Here is a 19,589-nt window from a genome sequence, read left to right as displayed (position 1 = left end):
CGGCGGCAGTTCGGCCGTACGGAGGAACTCGGTGACCGCCTCCCCCGGCCCGGCCACGGAAGCCATCCGGGACACCGGAGGAAACCCGAGCTCGGCCCGCTCCCCGAGCTCCCGCACCGCGTGCCCGACGGGATCCCACCGCACCAGCGCCTGCACCGGCCGCAGCGTGGGCTCGGCCACGACGACCACCGTCCCCCCGGCACTCTGCGGCCGCACCAGCGAGGCGGCCGCGATCCAGCGGCGCAACGCGTCCTCCCCGGCCCGCAGATCGGGCCGTCCGAGCATGGCCCAGCCGTCCAGCAGCAGGGCAGCCGCATAGCCGCCCTCGGCGACGGGCTCGGCCCCCGGCGTACTCACGACCAACGAGGGCGTCCCCGGCACCGTGTCCAGCACATGCTCACGCCCGGAGGTCCGCACCGGAACGGCGGGAAAGGCCCGCCCCAACTCCTCGGCGGTGCGCCTCGCCCCCACCACCTGCGCCCGCAACCGGAACGCACCGCACTCCGGACAGTGCCACGCCCCCTCTTCGCGCCCGCACCACCCGCACCGCAGATCGGCTCCGGAGCCCTGTGCCTCCAGTGGCCCCGAGCAGTGCCGGCACCGAGCGGGCGCCCGGCAGTTGGCGCAGGCCATCCGCGGCACATAGCCGCGCCGGGGCACCTGGACCAGTACCGGCCCCTGCCGCAGCCCCTCCCGCACCGCCTGCCAGGCGAGCGTCGGCAGCCGAGCGGCCCGCGCGGCCTCGTCCCGTGCGAGATCGGCGTCCCCCACGGTCCGTACCAACGGAGCCGCGGCCCGCACCTGATCCCGCCCGGCGATCAGCGGCCGGGCCCACCCGCTCTCCACGAGCTGGGCCGCCTCGACGGTGCAGCTCCAACTCCCCAGCAGAAAGCCGCACTTGTCCTGCGCCGCCCGCAGCAAAAGCACATCGCGCGCATGAGGCTGCGGGGCATGCAGCTCGCTGTGGCTGTCGTCACCGTCGTCCCAGAGCGCGACCAGCCCGAGGTCCTGCACGGGCGCGAACATGGCCGCCCGAGTCCCCACGACCGCCCGTACGCTGCCCCGGCGTACCGAAAGCCACTCCCGATACCGCTTCTCGGGCCCGGCGTCGGCGGTCAGCACCGCATGCCGTCCCTTGCCCATGAGCAAGGTCAGCGCGGCATCCACCCGCGCGACGGCCCGCCCGTCCGGCAGGACCACCAGCGCGCCCCGCCCGGACGCCAGCGTCGCGACGACGGCCCGCGCCAGCTCCTCGCTCCAGTCGGGCCCGGGCAGCGCATTCCACACGGCGCGCGGCGCACCCCCGGAGGCCAGCGACTCCAGAAAGGCGGCGCCCCGCTCGTACCTCCCCCAGGACGCCACCTCGGGCCGGTCCGGCGGCGCCAGCGGCTGCGGTGACGGCCGCTGCTCGGCTCGCGCACTGCGCGGCGGCACGGCCAGCTGGAGCACATCGGCGAGCCCACCCGCGTACCGGTCGGCCACGGCGCGTGCGAGCCCGAGCAACTCCTCGCTCAGCACCCGCTCAGGGGACACGACCTGCGCAAGCGCCGCGAGCGGCCCGGAGTAGTCGGACTCGGCGAGGCGGGCGACCAGAAACCCGTCGATGAGCCCTCCGCCCTCACGCCGCCCTTCCCGCACCCGATGCCGTCCGGCGCCGAACCGCACCCGCACCCGCACCCCGGGCTGCGCGTCGGCGTCGAGATCCGCGGGCACGGCGTAGTCGAAGTACCGGTCGAGATGCAGTACGCCCTTGTCGACGAGCACCCGCGCGACCGGCAGTTCCTTCGCGAGCTCGGCCCCCCGCCAGGTCCTGGGCTTGGCCCGGGGCACCTTCGCCTGCCGCACGCTCTCCCGGATGAGCGCGAGCTGCTCGGACGACGCCCCCTCGGCCCCGCCCTCACCGTTCTCGTTCTCGCTGCTCACGCTTGCATTCTTACCAAACGCCACTGACAACCGACGGCCCCCGCGATCAGGACGGCAGCGGCTCACACGCCGAGGCCCGGCCTCCCGCCAGGGAGACCGGGCCTCTTACAGAGCTGGAGCCGATGAGCCTTACAGACCCACTGCCTTCTGCAGCGCCTCCACGCGGTCCGTGCGCTCCCACGTGAACTCCGGCAGCTCACGGCCGAAGTGACCGTAGGCCGCGGTCTGGGCGTAGATCGGGCGGAGCAGGTCCAGGTCGCGGATGATCGCGGCCGGACGCAGGTCGAAGACCTGGTCGATGGCCTTCTCGATCTTCTCGGCGTCGACCTTGGCCGTGCCGAAGGTCTCGACGAAGAGACCGACCGGCTCGGCCTTGCCGATCGCGTACGCCACCTGCACCTCGCAGCGGGACGCCAGGCCGGCCGCGACGACGTTCTTGGCGACCCAGCGCATCGCGTACGCCGCCGAACGGTCCACCTTGGACGGGTCCTTGCCGGAGAACGCACCGCCACCGTGACGGGCCATACCGCCGTAGGTGTCGATGATGATCTTCCGGCCGGTCAGACCGGCGTCACCCATCGGACCGCCGATCTCGAAGCGGCCGGTGGGGTTGACCAGCAGACGGTAGTTCTCGGTGTCGAGCTTGATGCCGTCGTCGAGGAGGGCCTTCAGCTCCGGCTCGACCACGAACTCCCGAATGTCGGGCGCGAGGAGGGAGTCCAGGTCGATGTCGCTCGCGTGCTGCGAGGAGACGACGACCGTGTCCAGGCGGACCGCCTTGTCGCCGTCGTACTCGATGGTGACCTGCGTCTTGCCGTCGGGGCGCAGGTAGGGGATGGTGCCGTTCTTGCGGACCTCGGAGAGGCGCTTGGACAGGCGGTGCGCCAGGAAGATCGGCAGCGGCATCAGCGTCGGCGTCTCGTCCGTCGCGTACCCGAACATCAGGCCCTGGTCACCGGCGCCCTGGCGGTCCAGCTCGTCCTCGTCACCCTCGACCCGGGACTCGTACGCCGTGTCCACGCCCTGCGCGATGTCCGGTGACTGCGAGCCGATCGAGACCGAGACACCACAGGAAGCGCCGTCGAAGCCCTTCTTCGAGGAGTCGTAGCCGATCTCGAGGATCTTGTTGCGGACCAGCGTCGCGATGTCCGCGTACGTCTTGGTCGTGACCTCTCCGGCCACGTGCACCAGACCGGTCGTGATCAGGGTCTCGACGGCGACCCGGGAGGTCGGGTCCTCACGCAGAAGCGCGTCGAGAATGGTGTCGCTGATCTGGTCAGCGATCTTGTCGGGGTGACCTTCGGTCACGGACTCCGAGGTGAACAGGCGACGGGACACAACGCTCCCTGGGGTTGCAGCGGCTGCTGGCTGATCATTGGCGGACGGGACGGGGGCTGCGCCCGGCGTCGTCCGAGGACAGTTTATCTGTCGCGTTCGGCCACCGACCCCCTGTCTCGCCTCTCGGGAGCGCTGTGACCTGCGGCACGGGCATTCTGCCCAATCCCATGCGCCCTTGACCAGGGGCGCCACGCCCTGATCGAGCGAGGCGCGCGGGATGCCGACGACGCATCAAACATGTGCGTCCAGTCGGCGCGCCACCAGGTCCCATACGGTTTCGGCCAGGGCCTCCTTGGGCCCGTACGGCACGGGTGTCTCGCTGCCGTCGGCGCCCAGGACGACCGCTTCGTTCTCCTCGGAGCCGAAGGTCTTGCGCTCGCCCACCTCGTTCACCACGAGGAAGTCGCATCCCTTGCGCTCCAGCTTCTTACGGCCGTTGGCCAGGACGTCGTCGGTCTCGGCGGCGAAGCCGACGACGATCTGGCCGGGGCGGGCGCGGTCGGCCGAGATCTCCGCGAGGATGTCCGGATTACGCACCAGGGTGATGGGTTCGGGCTCCTGGCCGTCCTGCTTCTTGATCTTTCCGGCGGCGTACGTGGCCGGGCGGAAGTCCGCGACCGCCGCCGCCATGACCACCACGTCGGCGTCCGGCGCCGCCTTGAGGACCGCCTCGCGCAGCTGTACGGCCGTGCCGACCTGGACGACGTCCACGCCGGCCGGGTCGGGCATGCCGGTGTTGGCGGCGATCAGGGTCACCCGGGCGCCGCGGGCAGCGGCGGTGCGGGCGAGGGCGTAGCCCTGCTTGCCGGAGGAGCGGTTGCCGAGGAAGCGGACCGGGTCGAGGGGCTCGCGGGTGCCGCCGGCGCTGACGACGACGTGCCGCCCCTTGAGGTCGGGCTCGGTGACCCCGCGGGCCAGCACGTGGCGACAGACCTCGAAGATCTCCGTGGGGTCGGGCAGCCGGCCCTTGCCGGTGTCGACGCCGGTGAGCCGGCCGACGGCGGGCTCGATGACGATCGCGCCGCGTCGGCGCAGCGTCGCCACGTTCTCCTGGGTGGCCGGGTGCTCCCACATCTCGGTGTGCATGGCGGGGGCGAAGACCACCGGACAGCGGGCGGTGAGCAGGGTGTTGGTCAGCAGGTCGTCGGCGAGGCCGTGCGCGGCCTTGGCGAGCGTGTCGGCGGTGGCCGGGGCGACGACCACCAGGTCGGCGTGCTGGCCGATGCGGACGTGCGGCACCTCGTGGACGTCGTCCCAGACCTCCGTCGAGACCGGGTTGCCGGACAGGGCGGACCAGGTGGCGGCGCCGACGAAGTGCAGCGCGGAGGCGGTGGGCACGACCCGGACGTCATGCCCCGACTCCGTGAGCCGACGCAGCAGCTCACAGGCCTTGTACGCGGCGATGCCGCCGCTGACCCCCAGAACGACCTTGGGCTTGTCCACCGGGCCTCCCACTCGTCTCGTCGAACCGACGACTCCATGACACACCACAGGCCCGACAGTCGACTGCCGGGCCTGTGGAAAAGCCAGCTCAAAGCTGAAAATACTACTTACTGCGCCGGGCCCTCGACGGCCTCGGACGTCAGCAGACCCGCGTTGATCTCGCGCAGGGCGATCGAGAGCGGCTTCTCGTGCACGTGGGTGTCGACGAGCGGACCGACGTACTCGAGGAGGCCCTCGCCGAGCTGCGAGTAGTACGCGTTGATCTGGCGGGCCCGCTTGGCCGCGTAGATCACGAGGCTGTACTTCGAGTCGGTGGCCTCGAGGAGCTCGTCGATCGGCGGGTTGATGATGCCCTCGGGCGCGGAGATGGAAGAGGACACGCTCTACCTTCCGATGGATGGGAAAGATTCAGTGTGAATGATCAAGCCTGGAAACGATCAGGCACGATCACACAACGTCCATCAAGGCTAGCAGCTCGCGCGCCACGTCCTCGACGGAGGTGTTGACCAAGGTCACATCGAACTCCGGCTCGGCCGCCAGCTCGACCTTCGCCGCGTCCAGCCGGCGTTCGATCACCTCGGGCGGCTCGGTGCCACGTCCGGTGAGTCTGCGCACGAGCTCCTCCCAGGAGGGAGGGGCCAGGAACACGAGCTGGGCCTCCGCCATGGACTCGCGGACCTGCCGCGCGCCCTGGAGGTCGATCTCCAGGAGCACGGGCTCCCCCGCCTCCAGCCGCTCCAGCACGGCCGCACGCGGCGTGCCGTAGCGGTTGCCGGCGAACTCGGCCCACTCCAGCAGCTCACCGTTGGCGATCAGCTTGTCCATCTCCTCGTCGGTGACGAAGAAGTAGTGGACTCCGTGCCGCTCGCCGGGGCGGGGCTTGCGGGTCGTCGCCGACACCGAGAGCCAGACCTCGGGGTGTTCCTTGCGCATATGGGCGACGACCGTGCTCTTGCCGACCCCGGAGGGGCCGGAGAGCACGGTCAGCCGCGGACGTTCACTCATGCAGCGATTATTCCAGCAATCCCGGAGTGCCCGGGACTCCCGGTCCGGAGTGACCGGATCAGGAGCCGGTGCTGCCGAACTCGCGCTCCAGGGAAGCGATCTGGTTCGAACCGAGGCCACGCACGCGGCGGCTCTCGGAGATGCCGAGTCGCTCCATGATCTGCTTGGCGCGGACCTTGCCCACGCCCGGCAGGGACTCGAGCAGGGCGGAGACCTTCATCTTGCCGATGACGTCGTTCTCCTGGCCCTGCTTGATGACCTCCTGAAGGGAGGCGCCGGAGTGCTTGAGTCGATTCTTGACCTCGGCCCGCTCCCGGCGAGCCGCGGCGGCCTTTTCGAGCGCGGCTGCGCGCTGTTCAGGGGTAAGGGGCGGAAGAGCCACGCCTACGTCACCTCGGATGTTGAACTGTCGGATACGGACCGGTGAGGAACCTAGTCGCCCCACACCTGGGGAGCCACGAGCAACACGCTTGCCCGTTGACTCTCGTCGGAGACTAGCGGCCAAGTCCGCCAGAGTCAGCGAGAACAGCGGAAAAGTCCTGGTCAGCCTCCGCCAGGCCGGATATTTAGGACATAATGCCCTGGATTTGAGGATGTATTCAGACTCAAGTCGGCCCGAAGCCGCTCGTCGAAGCACTCATCGGAGGATTCGCCGAGCGACTCGAACGCCCCTGACGGCGATCAGCCACCCGACACAGCGGCGCTGACCTCGTCGGCGAAGCGTGACGCGGCGTCACGCAGCGCGACGACGTCGGGGCCGTGCCGCAGCACACCCCGGCTGACGTTCGGTACGACGTTGCGCGCGGCGGCGCCGAAGACCCGGGGAAGATCCGCCGGCGTGGCGCCCTGGGCCCCGATGCCGGGGGCGAGCAGCGGACCGTTGATGTCGAGCTCGTACGACGACAGGTCGCCGAGCGTGGCGCCGACGACGGCCCCGAAGGAGCCCAGCGGCTCCTCCCCCACGTTCTCGGCGGCCAGGTGCGCCAGCATCGTCGCGCCGACGGTACGGCCGTCCGCGCGGACCGCGTGCTGGACCTCGCCGCCCTCCGGGTTCGAGGTCAGCGCGAGCACGAACAGGCCGGTGCCGCTTTCGCGGGCCAGCGCGACGGCGGGCGAGAGTGAGCCGTAGCCGAGGTAGGGCGAGACGGTCAGCGCGTCGGAGAAGAGGGGCGAGTCCTTGTGGAGGAAGGACTCGGCGTACGCGGCCATGGTGGAGCCGATGTCGCCGCGCTTGGCGTCCATCACCACCAGCGCCCCGGCCGCCCGCGCCTCCTCGACCGACTTCTCCAGGACGGCGACGCCGCGCGAGCCGAAGCGCTCGAAGAACGCGCTCTGCGGCTTGAGCACGGCGACCCGGTCGGCCATCGCCTCGACGACCGTGCGGCTGAACCGCTCCAGGCCGGCCACGTCGTCGTTCAGGCCCCACTCGGCGAGCAGGGACGCGTGCGGGTCGATGCCGACGCACAGGGGGCCGCGCTCGTCCATCGCGCGGCGGAGGCGTGCACCGAAGGGTTCCAGGACAGTCATGCGGCTTGCTCTGCCTTCCTGACGTCGGCGCCGACCGCGTCGGCGAGGGTGTCGTACGGGCTGGTCCGCAGGCGTGCGGCGAGCCCCTTGTGGATGGCGCGGCCCCAGAAGGGCCCCTCGTAGACGAAGGCGCTGTAGCCCTGGACCAGCGTGGCGCCGGCCAGGATGCGCTGCCAGGCGTCCTCGGCGTTCTCGATGCCGCCGACGCCCACGAGGGTGATCCGGTCGCCCACGCGCGCGTAGAGCCGCCTCAGCACCTCCAGGGAGCGCGCCTTCAGGGGGGCGCCGGAGAGTCCGCCGACCTCCTCGACCAGCGAGGGTTCGGATTTCAAACCGAGGCCTTCGCGCGCGATGGTGGTGTTCGTGGCGATGATCCCGTCCAGACCGAGTTCGACGGCCAGGTCGGCGACCGCGTCGACGTCCTCGTCGGCGAGGTCCGGCGCGATCTTCACCAGCAGCGGCACTCGACGGCTGGTCACCGTGCGGTCGGCGGCCTCGCGCACGGCCGTCAGCAGCGGGCGCAGCGACTCGGTGGCCTGGAGGTTGCGCAGGCCGGGGGTGTTGGGCGAGGAGACGTTGACCACCAGGTAGTCGGCGTACGGCGCCAGTCGCTCCGTCGACTTCACGTAGTCGGCCGCGGCCTCCGCCTCCGGGACGACCTTGGTCTTGCCGATGTTGACGCCCACGACGGTCCTGAAGACCGGCTCACGGGACGCCAGACGGGCCACCACGGCCAGCGAACCCTCGTTGTTGAAGCCCATGCGGTTGATCAGCGCGCGGTCCTTCACGAGGCGGAACAGCCGCTTCTTGGGGTTGCCCGGCTGCGCCTCCCCCGTGACCGTGCCGATCTCGACGTGGTCGAAGCCCAGCATCGACATGCCGTCGATCGCGACCGCGTTCTTGTCGAACCCTGCGGCGAGCCCGAAGGGGCCGTGCATACGCAGCCCGAAGGCCTCGGTGCGCAGTTCCTCGTACCGGGGCGCGAGTGCGGCGGCGACGAACGTGCGCAGGACGGGGATGCGGACGGCGAGCCGGATCCAGCGGAAGGCCAGGTAGTGGGCCTGCTCCGGGTCCATCCGTTTGAAGACGAGATTGAAGAAGATCTTGTACATGGTTCCCTCACGAAGAGGGGGACACCGTTTCCGGTGTCCCCCTCAGGGCTGCTAGTCGCGGGCCGCGGTCAGGTGTTCCGCGTGTTCCTGGAGCGAACGGACGCCCACGTCACCGTGGTTGAGGGCGTCGATGCCCTGGACGGCGGCGGCGAGCGCCTGGACCGTCGTCAGACACGGGACCGACCGCGCCACGGCCGCCGTACGGATGTCGTAGCCGTCGAGGCGGCCGCCGGTGCCGTACGGGGTGTTGACGATGAGGTCGACCTCGCCGTCGTGGATGAGCTGGACGATGGTCTTCTCGCCGTTCGGTCCTGTGCCCTCGGACTGCTTGCGCACGACGGTGGCGTTGATGCCGTTGCGCTTGAGGACTTCGGCCGTGCCGGACGTGGCGAGGAGTTCGAAGCCGTGGGCGACCAGCTCGCGCGCGGGGAAGATCATCGAGCGCTTGTCCCGGTTGGCGACCGAGATGAAGGCACGGCCCTTGGTCGGCAGCGGGCCGTACGCGCCCGCCTGCGACTTGGCGTACGCCGTGCCGAAGACGGAGTCGATGCCCATGACCTCGCCGGTGGAGCGCATCTCCGGGCCGAGGACGGTGTCGACGCCGCGCCCGTGGATGTCGCGGAAGCGCGACCAGGGCATGACGGCCTCCTTGACGGAGATCGGCGCGTCGAGCGGCAGCTCGCCGCCGTCGCCGGTCGCCGGGAGGAGGCCCTCGGCGCGCAGTTCGGCGATGGTCGCGCCCAGCGAGATCCGGGCGGCGGCCTTCGCCAGCGGCACCGCGGTCGCCTTCGAGGTGAAGGGGACGGTGCGTGACGCGCGCGGGTTGGCCTCCAGGACGTAGAGGATGTCGCCGGCCATCGCGAACTGGATGTTGATCAGCCCGCGGACGCCGACGCCCTTGGCGATGGCCTCGGTCGAGGCGCGCAGGCGCTTGATGTCGAACCCGCCCAGCGTGATCGGCGGCAGGGCGCACGCCGAGTCGCCGGAGTGGATGCCGGCCTCCTCGATGTGCTCCATGACGCCGCCGAGGTAGAGCTCGGTGCCGTCGTAGAGCGCGTCGACGTCGATCTCAATGGCGTCGTCCAGGAAGCGGTCGACGAGGACCGGCCGCGAGGGGCTGATCTCGGTCGACTCGGCGATGTAGGACTCCAGCCGGGTCTCGTCGTAGACGATCTCCATGCCGCGCCCGCCGAGGACGTACGACGGCCGCACCAGGACCGGGTAGCCGATCTCGTCGGCGATGGCCTTGGCGCCCGCGAAGGTGGTCGCGGTGCCGTGCTTGGGGGCCGGCAGGCCCGCCTCGGCGAGGACACGGCCGAAGGCGCCCCGGTCCTCGGCGGCGTGGATGGCCTCCGGGGAGGTGCCGACGATCGGCACGCCGTTGTCCTTCAGCGCCTGCGACAGACCCAGCGGGGTCTGGCCGCCGAGCTGCACCACGACGCCCGCCACCGGACCGGCCTGCTGCTCCGCGTGGACGATCTCCAGCACGTCTTCCAGCGTCAGCGGCTCGAAGTACAGCCGGTCGGAGGTGTCGTAGTCCGTGGAGACGGTCTCCGGGTTGCAGTTGACCATCACGGTCTCGTACCCGGCGTCGCTCAGCGCGAAGGAGGCGTGGACGCAGGAGTAGTCGAACTCGATGCCCTGGCCGATGCGGTTGGGCCCTGAGCCCAGGATGATGACGGCCGGCTTCTCGCGCGGCGCGACCTCGGTCTCCTCGTCGTAGGACGAGTAGAAGTACGGCGTCTTCGCGGCGAACTCGGCGGCGCAGGTGTCGACCGTCTTGTAGACCGGGCGGATGCCCAGCGCATGCCGCACCTCGCGCACGACGTCCTCGCGCAGCCCGCGGATCTCGCCGATCTGCTGGTCGGAGAAGCCGTGCCGCTTGGCCTCGGCGAGCAGCTCGGGGGTGAGCTCCGGCGCCTCGGCGAACTCGTCGGCGATCTCCTTGATCAGGAAGAGCTGGTCGACGAACCAAGGGTCGATCTTCGTGTACTCGAAGACCTCCTCCTGCGTGGCGCCCGCGCGGATGGCCTGCATGACCGCGTTGATACGGCCGTCGGTGGGCCGTACGGCCTCGCGCAGCAGCTCGACCTTGTCGCCGGGCTCGCCGACGAAGGTGAACTGGCTGCCCTTCTTCTCCAGCGAGCGCAGCGCCTTCTGGAAGGCCTCGGTGAAGTTGCGGCCGATGGCCATGGCCTCGCCGACCGACTTCATGGTGGTGGTGAGGGTGGAGTCGGCCTGCGGGAACTTCTCGAAGGCGAAACGCGGGGCCTTCACGACCACGTAGTCGAGAGTCGGCTCGAAGGAGGCCGGGGTCTCCTGCGTGATGTCGTTCGGGATCTCGTCGAGCGTGTAGCCGACGGCCAGCTTGGCGGCGATCTTGGCGATCGGGAAGCCGGTCGCCTTGGAGGCGAGCGCCGACGAACGCGACACGCGCGGGTTCATCTCGATGACGATCACACGACCGTCCTCGGGGTTCACCGCGAACTGGATGTTGCAGCCGCCGGTGTCGACGCCGACCTCGCGGATCACGGCGATGCCGATGTCGCGCAGGATCTGGTACTCGCGGTCGGTGAGCGTCATCGCGGGCGCGACGGTGATCGAGTCACCGGTGTGCACGCCCATGGGGTCGAAGTTCTCGATGGAGCAGACGACCACGACGTTGTCGTGCTTGTCGCGCATCAGCTCCAGCTCGTACTCCTTCCAGCCGAGGATGGACTCCTCAAGGAGCACCTCGGTGGTGGGAGACAGGGTCAGGCCCTGGCCGGCGATGCGGCGCAGTTCCTCCTCGTCGTGGGCGAAGCCGGAGCCGGCGCCGCCCATGGTGAAGGAGGGCCGGACGACGACGGGGTAGCCGCCGAGCGTCTCGACGCCCGCGAGGACGTCCTCCATGGAGTGGCAGATGACCGAGCGGGCGGACTCGCCGTGGCCGATCTTGGCGTGGACCGCCTCGACGACCTCCTTGAACAGGTCGCGGTCCTCGCCCTTGTTGATGGCCTCGACGTTGGCGCCGATCAGCTCGACGCCGTACTTCTCCAGGGTGCCCGCCTCGTGCAGCGAGATGGCCGTGTTGAGGGCCGTCTGACCGCCCAGGGTCGGCAGCAGCGCGTCGGGGCGCTCCTTGGCGATGATCTTCTCGACGAACTCCGGGGTGATCGGCTCGACGTAGGTGGCGTCGGCGATCTCCGGGTCGGTCATGATCGTCGCCGGGTTGGAGTTGACCAGGATGACCCGCAGGCCCTCGGCGCGCAGGATGCGGCACGCCTGGGTGCCTGAGTAGTCGAACTCGGCGGCCTGGCCGATGACGATCGGGCCGGAGCCGATGACCAGGACGGACTGGATATCGGTGCGCTTAGGCACGCTGGCCCTCCATCAGGGATACGAAGCGGTCGAACAGGTAGGCGGCGTCGTGCGGGCCCGCTGCCGCTTCGGGGTGGTACTGGACGCTGAAGGCCGGCTTGTCGAGGAGGTGGAGACCCTCCACCACGTTGTCGTTGAGGCAGACGTGGGAGACCTCGGCGCGGCCGTAGGGGGTGTCGGAGACCTTGTCGGTCGGGGCGTCGACGGCGAAGCCGTGGTTGTGCGCGGTGACCTCGACCTTGCCGGTCGTACGGTCCTGCACCGGCTGGTTGATGCCGCGGTGGCCGTACTTCAGCTTGTAGGTGCCGAAGCCGAGCGCACGGCCCAGGATCTGGTTGCCGAAGCAGATGCCGAACAGCGGCGTGCCGCGCTCCAGGACGGCCTGCATGACGGAGACCGGGTGGTCGGCGGTGGCCGGGTCGCCTGGGCCGTTGGAGAAGAACACGCCGTCGGGGTTCACGGCGTACACGTCCTCGACGCTCGCCGTCGCGGGCAGCACGTGCACCTCGATGCCGCGCTCGGCCATGCGGTGCGGGGTCATGCCCTTGATGCCGAGGTCGACGGCGGCGACGGTGAACTTCTTGGTGCCGATCGCCGGGACGACGTACGCCTCCTTGGTGGCGACCTCGGCGGAGAGGTCGGCGCCCTTCATCTCGGGGGCCTGGCGGACCTCGGCGAGCATGGTGCCCTCGTCGGGCAGGGCGTTGCCGGAGAAGATGCCGACGCGCATGGCGCCGCGCTCCCGCAGGTGGCGGGTGAGCGCGCGGGTGTCGATGCTGGAGATCCCGACGACGCCCTGGTGGCGCAGTTCGTCGTCCAGCGAGCGCTTGGCGCGCCAGTTGGACGGCACGCGCGCGGGGTCGCGCACGACGTAGCCGGCGACCCAGATCTGCTTGCTCTCCGGGTCCTCGTCGTTGACGCCGGTGTTGCCGACGTGCGGGGCGGTCATCACGACGACCTGGCGGTGGTACGACGGGTCGGTGAGGGTCTCCTGGTAGCCGGTCATGCCGGTGGAGAACACGGCCTCGCCGAAGGTCACCCCCACGGCCCCGTAGGCGCGGCCGCGGAAGATCCGGCCGTCCTCCAGGACGAGTACCGCGGGAACCTTGTCGGCTCCCCTTGTGGAGGTCGTCATCGTTCGGCGCCTTCCGTGCTGTCGGTGTGGATCACCGAGTTGTTGATCATGGAGTTAATGACGTCGACCCACTCGTTGTGCTCCGCCGCGTGGTCCGAGCGGAACCCTGAGTCGATCAGCCGCTCGCCGTGCGCCCAGGTCACCACGAGCAGACCGCCCTCGGTCAGGACCTTGCCCGCGATGCCCTTGTCGAGCCGGGCCTCGCGGAGCCGGTCGGCCGGGACGAAGAAGTCGGTCGCGCCGGGGCGTACGACGTCCAGTCCCGCGTCCGTCAGGGTGAGCTCGACCCGGCTGCGGGTGCCGAGGCCGTGCGCCACGATGCGGTCCAGCCACTGACCTGCCGTGGTCGAGCCGTGGTAGCGGCCGCTCATGCTCAGTCTGGCCGGGCCGGGGTCGTCCGGCGCGCTGGGCAGCTCGGGCAGGTCGCCCTGGAGCGTGCCGCGCCACTTCCAGCCCTCGCGCATCAGCCAGTAGACGAGCGCGACGAAGAGGGCGAGTCCGACGACCCAGCCGACGCGGGCGGCCCAGTCCGTCACCTCGGCCGACTTCTGTTCGGCCGCGAGTCCGCTGCCGGCTGCGAGCAGTGTTGCAGGTGTCACGTGAGCTTCCCGTCGACGAGCGTGGCCTTGCCCCGGAGCCACGTGTGCGTCACACGGCCCGGCAGCTCACGCCCCTCGTACGGAGTGTTGCGGCTGCGCGAGGCGAAGCCCTCGGGGTCCACGGACCCACGGTATTCCGTGTCGACGAGCGTGAGGTTGGCGGGCTCACCAGCCGAGACGGGCCGTCCGTGCCCCTTGGCCTGCCCGATCTCGGCGGGCTTGAAGGACATGCGCTCGGCGACCCCGGCCCAGGTGAGGAGCCCGGTGTCCACCATGGTCTCCTGCACCACTGACAACGCGGTCTCCAGGCCCACCATCCCCATGGCGGCCGCGGCCCACTCGCAGTCCTTGTCCTCGTGCGGGTGCGGGGCGTGGTCGGTGGCGACGATGTCGATGGTGCCGTCGGCGAGGGCCTCGCGCAGGGCCAGCACGTCCCGCTCGGTGCGCAGCGGCGGGTTGACCTTGTAGACCGGGTTGTAGGTGCGCACCAGCTCGTCGGTCAGGAGCAGGTGGTGCGGGGTGACCTCGGCGGTGACGTCGATGCCGCGGGACTTGGCCCAGCGCACGATCTCCACCGAGCCCGCGGTCGAGAGGTGGCAGATGTGCACGCGAGAGCCGACGTGCTCGGCGAGCAGGACATCCCGGGCGATGATCGATTCCTCGGCCACCGCCGGCCAGCCCCCGAGACCGAGCTCGGCGGAGACGATGCCCTCGTTCATCTGGGCGCCCTCGGTCAGCCGCGGCTCCTGCGCGTGCTGGGCGACGACGCCGCCGAAGGCCTTCACGTACTCCAGCGCCCGGCGCATGATCACGGCGTCGTCGACGCACTTGCCGTCGTCGGAGAAGACGGTGACGCCTGCCGCCGACTCGTGCATGGCGCCCAGCTCGGCGAGCTTCTTGCCCTCCAGGCCGACGGTGACGGCGCCGATGGGCTGCACATCGCAGTAACCGTGCTCCTGGCCGAGCCGGTAGACCTGCTCGACGACGCCGGCCGTGTCGGCGACCGGGAAGGTGTTGGCCATGGCGAACACGGCCGTGTAACCGCCGGAGGCAGCCGCGCGCGTGCCGGTCAGCACGGTCTCGGAGTCCTCGCGGCCCGGCTCGCGCAGGTGGGTGTGCAGGTCGACGAGGCCCGGCAGGAGCACCTTGCCGTCGGCCTCGACGACCTCGGCGCCCTCGGCGCTCAGCCCGACACCGACCTCGGCGATCGTCTGGCCGTCGATCAGCACGTCCTGCGGCTCGCCGCCGAGCACCTTCGCACCACGGATCAGGATCTTGCTCATCTGTCTTACTTCTCCTCGGTGGTACGGGCGTGGGTGAGAGCGGGTTCGTTGCCGCCGAGCAGCAGGTACAGAACGGCCATCCGGATGGACACTCCGTTTGCGACCTGCTCGACGACGGTGCAGCGCTCGGAGTCGGCGACCTCGGCGGTGATCTCCATGCCGCGCACCATCGGGCCGGGGTGCATCACGATGGCGTGCTCGGGCATCCGCGCCATGCGGTCGCCGTCGAGGCCGTAGCGCCGGGAGTACTCGCGCTCGGTCGGGAAGAACGCGGCGTTCATACGCTCGCGCTGCACGCGCAGCATCATCACCGCGTCGGTCTTCGCCAGGGTGCTGTCGAGGTCGTACGACACCTCGCACGGCCAGGTCTCGACGCCGACCGGCACCAGGGTGGGCGGGGCGACGAGGGTGACCTCGGCGCCGAGGGTGTGCAGCAGGTCGACGTTGGAGCGGGCGACCCGGCTGTGCAGGACGTCGCCGACGATCGTGATGCGCCGGCCGGCGAGGTCCTGGCCGATCCCGGCGTCCCGCCCCACGAGCCGGCGCCGCATGGTGAAGGCGTCCAGCAGGGCCTGGGTGGGGTGCTGGTGGGTGCCGTCGCCGGCGTTGATGACGGCGGCGTCGATCCAGCCGGAGTTGGCGAGGCGGTACGGCGCTCCGGAGGCGCCGTGCCGGATGACGACGGCGTCTACGCCCATGGCCTCCAGGGTCTGGGCGGTGTCCTTCAGGGACTCGCCCTTGGAGACGCTCGACCCCTTGGCGGTGAAGTTGATGACGTCGGCGGACAGCCGCTTCTCGGCGGCCTCGAAGGAGATACGCGTGCGCGTGGAGTCCTCGAAGAAGAGGTTCACGACGGTGCGGCCGCGCAGGGTCGGCAGCTTCTTGATCGGCCGGTCGGCGACCCGGGCCATCTCCTCGGCGGTGTCGAGGATCAGGACGGCGTCGTCGCGGGTGAGGTCGGCGGCCGAGATGAGATGACGCTGCATCTGTCAGGCTCCGTAAGGCAGTTCATTCGGGAGAACGGGAGATTTGGGGCAGACGGGCGCGCGCGAGGGCGCGCTGAGCGGGCGTACGGCAGCTGCCGTACGCCGTGGGCGCTACTGGGAGGTCTGCTTGGCGCCGAGCAGCACGGTGTCGCGACCGTCCTCCTCGGCGAGCTGGACCTTGACCGTCTCCCGCAACGACGTGGGGAGGTTCTTGCCGACATAGTCGGCGCGGATGGGCAGTTCGCGGTGGCCCCGGTCGACGAGGACCGCGAGCTGGACCGCGCGCGGACGGCCGATGTCGTTCAGGGCGTCGAGGGCGGCGCGGATGGTGCGGCCGGAGAAGAGCACGTCGTCGACGAGGACGACGAGGCGGCCGTCGATGCCGTCACCGGGGATCTCGGTGCGGGCCAGCGCACGCGGCGGGTGCATGCGCAGGTCGTCGCGGTACATGGTGATGTCGAGCGAGCCGACCGGGATCTTGCGCTCGGTGATCTGCTCGAGCTTGGCGGCGAGCCGCTGGGCGAGGAAGACGCCGCGGGTGGGAATGCCGAGGAGCACCACGTCGTCGGCGCCCTTGGCGCGTTCGACGATCTCGTGCGCGATGCGGGTCAACACCCGCGCGATGTCAGGGCCTTCGAGAACGGGCCGGGCGTCGGACGCTTGCGTGTCCTGCTGGCTGTCCATACGAAAGGGACCTCCTTCTCCGCCTCACGGGACGGACCTTAAAGGACGTCTGGTTTGCGCCATCCACCGTAGCAGGCCGGCGACCCGCCCTCATTCACCCGGTTGGCCTAATCGGCCACCGATAGCACGGAAGAGTCGGTGTGGACCATTCGGCTTGACGCGCCAGAGTAACGCTGCGTAACCTCACAGTGAGTTACCAACCGCGCGGCATGGAACCCAAGCCAGTCGCGTCGACCCAGTGCCGGGGAGCTATATGTCCAGCGAATACGCCAAACAGCTCGGGGCCAAGCTCCGGGCCATCCGCACCCAGCAGGGCCTTTCTCTTCACGGTGTCGAGGAGAAGTCCCAGGGACGCTGGAAGGCCGTCGTGGTCGGTTCGTACGAGCGCGGCGACCGCGCCGTGACCGTGCAGCGCCTCGCCGAGTTGGCGGATTTCTACGGCGTTCCGGTGCAGGAGCTGCTTCCGGGCACCACGCCCGGCGGCGCCGCGGAGCCGCCGCCGAAGCTGGTCCTGGACCTGGAGCGACTGGCCCACGTCCCGGCCGAGAAGGCGGGCCCGCTGCAGCGGTACGCCGCGACGATCCAGTCGCAGCGCGGTGACTACAACGGCAAGGTGCTCTCGATCCGCCAGGACGACCTGCGCACACTCGCCGTCATCTACGACCAGTCGCCGTCGGTCCTCACCGAGCAGCTGATCAGCTGGGGTGTGCTGGACGCGGACGCGCGGCGCGCGGTCTCCCACGCCGAGGAGGGCTGAGCCCTTCCCAGGGCTTGAGGCCCTTCAGCAGAAACGTGCCGCCGGGGTGGCCGGAACTATACGGTTCCGGCCACCCCGGCGGCGTTCTGTGGGCCTGAGGGAGGTCTAGAGGTACCGGAATGCCGGAGAGCCCGCAGCGGGGATGCTGCGGGCTCTCCGGCATTCTTCGAAACCTCTGTGCCTCGTCGGAACCGCTATGCCTCGTCCCGGCGCAGCGAAGGCTTCAGGTCCTTGAGCCGGCCGAGCAGTCCGTTGACGAACGAGGGCGACTCGTCCGTGGAGAACTCCTTCGCCAGCTGCACCATCTCGTCCAGCACGACCGCGTCCGGGGTCTCGTCGACCCAGATCAGCTCATGCGCGCCGAGGCGCAGGATGTTGCGGTCCACGACCGGCATCCGGTCGAGCGTCCAGCCGACCGAGTACTGGGCGATCAGCTCGTCGATCCGCTTGGCGTGCGCCGCGTAGCCCTCGACCAGCTGCATCGTGTACTCGCTCACCGGCGGCTGCCGGGTGTCGGTCCGGGACAGCCGGACCCAGTCCGCGAGGACCGTCAGGACGTCGACGCCGCGCTGGTCGCCCTCGAAGAGGATCTGGAAGGCGCGCTTGCGGGCCGTGTTGCGGGCAGCCACGGTTAGCTGTTCACCCGGCCGAGGTAGTCGCTGGTGCGGGTGTCGACCTTGATCTTCTCACCGGTGGTGATGAAGAGCGGGACCTGGATCTGGTGACCGGTCTCCAGGGTGGCGGGCTTGGTGCCACCGGTGGAGCGGTCGCCCTGGACGCCCGGCTCGGTCTCCTGGATGACGAGCTCGACGGCGGCCGGCAGCTCGACGAAGAGCACCTCGCCCTCGTGCTGCGCGACGGTGGCGGTGAAGCCCTCGATCAGGAAGTTGGCGGCGTCGCCGACGGCCTTGCGGTCGACCATGAGCTGGTCGTAGGTCTCCATGTCCATGAAGACGAAGTACTCGCCGTCCATGTAGGAGAACTGCATGTCGCGCTTGTCGACGGTGGCCGTCTCGACCTTCACGCCGGCGTTGAAGGTCTTGTCGACGACCTTCCCGGACAGCACGTTCTTGAGCTTGGTGCGCACGAAGGCCGGGCCCTTGCCGGGCTTGACGTGCTGGAACTCGACGACGGACCAGAGCTGGCCGCCTTCGAGCTTGAGCACCATGCCGTTCTTGAGGTCGTTCGTGGAAGCCACGGTTGCGGAATCTCCTGGACTGACGTGGACGACCCCGGCGCACGCTCCTGTCTAAAGGGCGAGCAGCTCCTTGGTCGTGATGGTGAGTAGCTCGGGTCCGCCGTCCGCCTCGGGGCGGACGACGAGCGTGTCATCGATCCGGACGCCGCCCCGGCCCGGGAGGTGGACCCCCGGTTCGACGGTGACCGGCACGCAAGCGTCCAGTTTACCCATGGCCGCGGGGGCCAACTGCGGGTCCTCGTCGATTTCGAGTCCCACACCGTGCCCCGTCAGCGGCGGAAGGCCCTGCGCGTACCCCGCGGAGTCCAGCACCTGACGTGCCGCGCGGTCGACATCACGGTAGGCGGCGCCCGGTGCCAGGGACTCCCGTCCGGCGCGCTGGGCGGCGAAGACCAGGTCGTACAGCTCGATCTGCCAGTCGGCGGGGGACGTACCGATCACGAACGTACGGCCGATCTCGCACCGGTAGCCGCGGTACGTGGCCCCGAGGCAGACGGAGAGGAAGTCGCCCTCCTCCACGCGGCGGTCGGTCGGGCGATGGGCACGGCGGCCGGCGTTCGGGCCGGTGGCGACCGAGGTGGCGAAGGCGGGACCGTCGGCGCCGTGATCGACCAGGCGTCGTTCGAGTTCCAGGGCGAGGTGGCGTTCGGTGCGGCCGACGAGGATGGATTCGAGGAGTTCCCCGAGGGCCTGGTCGGCGATCTCCGCGCCGATCCTGAGGCAGGAGATCTCCTCCTCGTCCTTGACGACCCGGAGCTGCTCGACCGCGCCGCCGAGGTCGGCGAGGCGCAGTCGCGGCACGACCGAGCGGATGGCTCGGTGCCGGGCCACGGTGAGGTGGTGTTCCTCCACGGCGAGACAGACCCCGCCCTGCGCTGCGGCGAGGTCGGCGGCGGCTACGGCGGGGTCGCCTCCGGGGCCGGGGAGGGCGTGGATCCGCAGTGCCTCGACGGGGCGGCCCTCGGTGGGGCGGTCGTCGAGCGGGCCGGCGCACACGAGCAGGTCTTCGGTCTTGCCGAGGAGCAGCACGGAGCCCTGCGGGGCGGCGCCCGCGAGGTAGCGGACGTTGGCGGGGCGGGAGATCAGCGCGGTGGCGCTGCCGCTGGCTTGGCAGCGGTCCCTCAGCCGGGATCGGCGGGTGGCGTACACCTCTGACATGACCCGAGCGTAAGAGCTCCGCTCGGTTGGCGCCGGTTGGGGGCGGCTGAGTGGGCGGTGTCTGGGATGTGGGGGTTGGTG

The 19,589-nt window shown here is 70.2% G+C and carries 18 protein-coding genes; 1 reads left to right on the top strand and 17 read right to left on the bottom strand.

Features of this window, described 5'->3' with window-relative positions; translation table 11 throughout:
- From L0P92_RS29370 to pyrR, 14 genes are all read right to left on the bottom strand, one after another.
- A partial coding sequence (locus L0P92_RS29370) for a primosomal protein N' (RefSeq protein ID WP_234766075.1) occupies nt 1-1,923 on the bottom strand: 1,923 nt, incomplete at its 3' end.
- Between the two features lie 129 nt (nt 1,924-2,052).
- Nucleotides 2,053-3,261 carry a methionine adenosyltransferase gene (metK, locus tag L0P92_RS29365; RefSeq protein WP_234766074.1) on the bottom strand — a complete coding sequence of 403 codons (1,209 nt, stop codon included), beginning with the start codon at nt 3,259-3,261 and terminating at the stop codon, nt 2,053-2,055.
- A 231-nt stretch (nt 3,262-3,492) separates the two neighbouring features.
- Nucleotides 3,493-4,704, bottom strand: coding sequence for a bifunctional phosphopantothenoylcysteine decarboxylase/phosphopantothenate--cysteine ligase CoaBC (coaBC, locus tag L0P92_RS29360; RefSeq protein ID WP_234766073.1), 1,212 nt, complete (start codon nt 4,702-4,704; stop codon nt 3,493-3,495).
- Nucleotides 4,705-4,811: 107 nt separating this feature from the next.
- A complete protein-coding gene (gene rpoZ, locus L0P92_RS29355; RefSeq protein ID WP_003988945.1) occupies nt 4,812-5,084 on the bottom strand; it encodes a DNA-directed RNA polymerase subunit omega in 273 nt (90 codons plus the stop codon).
- Between the two features lie 67 nt (nt 5,085-5,151).
- Nucleotides 5,152-5,829 (bottom strand): guanylate kinase, encoded by a 678-nt coding sequence (gene gmk, locus L0P92_RS29350; protein WP_505016550.1) that lies wholly within the window; start codon nt 5,827-5,829, stop codon nt 5,152-5,154.
- Nucleotides 5,768-6,091: an integration host factor, actinobacterial type gene (locus L0P92_RS29345; protein WP_234766072.1), complete on the bottom strand. Its 324-nt coding sequence runs from the start codon at nt 6,089-6,091 to the stop codon at nt 5,768-5,770. The genes gmk and L0P92_RS29345 overlap by 62 nt, the downstream gene beginning before the upstream one ends.
- A 299-nt stretch (nt 6,092-6,390) precedes the next feature.
- Nucleotides 6,391-7,236 (bottom strand): orotidine-5'-phosphate decarboxylase, encoded by an 846-nt coding sequence (gene pyrF, locus L0P92_RS29340; protein ID WP_234766071.1) that lies wholly within the window; start codon nt 7,234-7,236, stop codon nt 6,391-6,393.
- A complete protein-coding gene (locus L0P92_RS29335; protein WP_234766070.1) occupies nt 7,233-8,348 on the bottom strand; it encodes a quinone-dependent dihydroorotate dehydrogenase in 1,116 nt (371 codons plus the stop codon). Before L0P92_RS29335 ends, pyrF begins: the two co-directional genes overlap by 4 nt.
- 51 nt (nt 8,349-8,399) lie before the next feature.
- Nucleotides 8,400-11,708 (bottom strand): carbamoyl-phosphate synthase large subunit, encoded by a 3,309-nt coding sequence (gene carB / locus L0P92_RS29330; RefSeq protein WP_234766069.1) that lies wholly within the window; start codon nt 11,706-11,708, stop codon nt 8,400-8,402.
- Nucleotides 11,701-12,843 (bottom strand): glutamine-hydrolyzing carbamoyl-phosphate synthase small subunit, encoded by a 1,143-nt coding sequence (carA, locus tag L0P92_RS29325; RefSeq protein WP_234766068.1) that lies wholly within the window; start codon nt 12,841-12,843, stop codon nt 11,701-11,703. Before carA ends, carB begins: the two co-directional genes overlap by 8 nt.
- Complete coding sequence (locus L0P92_RS29320) at nt 12,840-13,442, bottom strand: PH-like domain-containing protein (RefSeq protein WP_234766067.1); 603 nt, start codon at nt 13,440-13,442, stop codon at nt 12,840-12,842. Before L0P92_RS29320 ends, carA begins: the two co-directional genes overlap by 4 nt.
- Complete coding sequence (locus L0P92_RS29315; protein ID WP_234766066.1) at nt 13,439-14,725, bottom strand: dihydroorotase; 1,287 nt, start codon at nt 14,723-14,725, stop codon at nt 13,439-13,441. The genes L0P92_RS29320 and L0P92_RS29315 overlap by 4 nt, the downstream gene beginning before the upstream one ends.
- A 5-nt stretch (nt 14,726-14,730) precedes the next feature.
- On the bottom strand, nt 14,731-15,711 hold the full coding sequence (locus tag L0P92_RS29310; protein ID WP_234766065.1) for an aspartate carbamoyltransferase catalytic subunit: 981 nt from the start codon (nt 15,709-15,711) through the stop codon (nt 14,731-14,733).
- 111 nt (nt 15,712-15,822) lie between these two features.
- Nucleotides 15,823-16,395 (bottom strand): bifunctional pyr operon transcriptional regulator/uracil phosphoribosyltransferase PyrR, encoded by a 573-nt coding sequence (pyrR, locus tag L0P92_RS29305; protein WP_217208510.1) that lies wholly within the window; start codon nt 16,393-16,395, stop codon nt 15,823-15,825.
- Nucleotides 16,396-16,648: 253 nt separating this feature from the next.
- Here pyrR and bldD point away from each other — a divergent pair, with 253 nt between their 5' ends.
- Nucleotides 16,649-17,152 carry a transcriptional regulator BldD gene (bldD, locus tag L0P92_RS29300; RefSeq protein WP_062722566.1) on the top strand — a complete coding sequence of 168 codons (504 nt, stop codon included), beginning with the start codon at nt 16,649-16,651 and terminating at the stop codon, nt 17,150-17,152.
- A gap of 194 nt (nt 17,153-17,346) precedes the next feature.
- Here bldD and nusB read toward each other — a convergent pair whose 3' ends face one another.
- The 3 genes from nusB to L0P92_RS29285 are packed head-to-tail and all read right to left on the bottom strand — an operon-like array spanning nt 17,347 to nt 19,508.
- Nucleotides 17,347-17,781 carry a transcription antitermination factor NusB gene (gene nusB / locus L0P92_RS29295; protein ID WP_234766064.1) on the bottom strand — a complete coding sequence of 145 codons (435 nt, stop codon included), beginning with the start codon at nt 17,779-17,781 and terminating at the stop codon, nt 17,347-17,349.
- 2 nt (nt 17,782-17,783) lie between these two features.
- Nucleotides 17,784-18,350: an elongation factor P gene (gene efp, locus L0P92_RS29290; RefSeq protein WP_015661807.1), complete on the bottom strand. Its 567-nt coding sequence runs from the start codon at nt 18,348-18,350 to the stop codon at nt 17,784-17,786.
- Nucleotides 18,351-18,401: 51 nt separating this feature from the next.
- Complete coding sequence (locus L0P92_RS29285; protein WP_234766063.1) at nt 18,402-19,508, bottom strand: aminopeptidase P family protein; 1,107 nt, start codon at nt 19,506-19,508, stop codon at nt 18,402-18,404.
- Nucleotides 19,509-19,589 lie beyond the last annotated feature (81 nt).

Source organism: Streptomyces muensis, assembly GCF_021474425.1.
Classification (GTDB): domain Bacteria; phylum Actinomycetota; class Actinomycetes; order Streptomycetales; family Streptomycetaceae; genus Streptomyces; species Streptomyces muensis.
The sequence above is the reverse complement of the archived record's forward strand: the minus strand, read 5'-3'. Positions and strand labels throughout refer to the sequence as shown.

Excerpts from the sequence above, each read along its gene's own strand:
- L0P92_RS29315 (WP_234766066.1), bottom strand. The coding sequence starts at position 14,725 with ATGAGCAAGATCCTGATCCGTGGTGCGAAGGTGCTCGGCGGCGAGCCG.
- pyrF (WP_234766071.1), bottom strand. The coding sequence starts at position 7,236 with ATGACTGTCCTGGAACCCTTCGGTGCACGCCTCCGCCGCGCGATGGAC.
- L0P92_RS29335 (WP_234766070.1), bottom strand. The coding sequence starts at position 8,348 with ATGTACAAGATCTTCTTCAATCTCGTCTTCAAACGGATGGACCCGGAG.
- pyrR (WP_217208510.1), bottom strand. The coding sequence starts at position 16,395 with ATGGACAGCCAGCAGGACACGCAAGCGTCCGACGCCCGGCCCGTTCTC.
- L0P92_RS29285 (WP_234766063.1), bottom strand. The coding sequence starts at position 19,508 with ATGTCAGAGGTGTACGCCACCCGCCGATCCCGGCTGAGGGACCGCTGC.
- bldD (WP_062722566.1), top strand. The coding sequence starts at position 16,649 with ATGTCCAGCGAATACGCCAAACAGCTCGGGGCCAAGCTCCGGGCCATC.
- L0P92_RS29310 (WP_234766065.1), bottom strand. The coding sequence starts at position 15,711 with ATGCAGCGTCATCTCATCTCGGCCGCCGACCTCACCCGCGACGACGCC.
- carA (WP_234766068.1), bottom strand. The coding sequence starts at position 12,843 with ATGACGACCTCCACAAGGGGAGCCGACAAGGTTCCCGCGGTACTCGTC.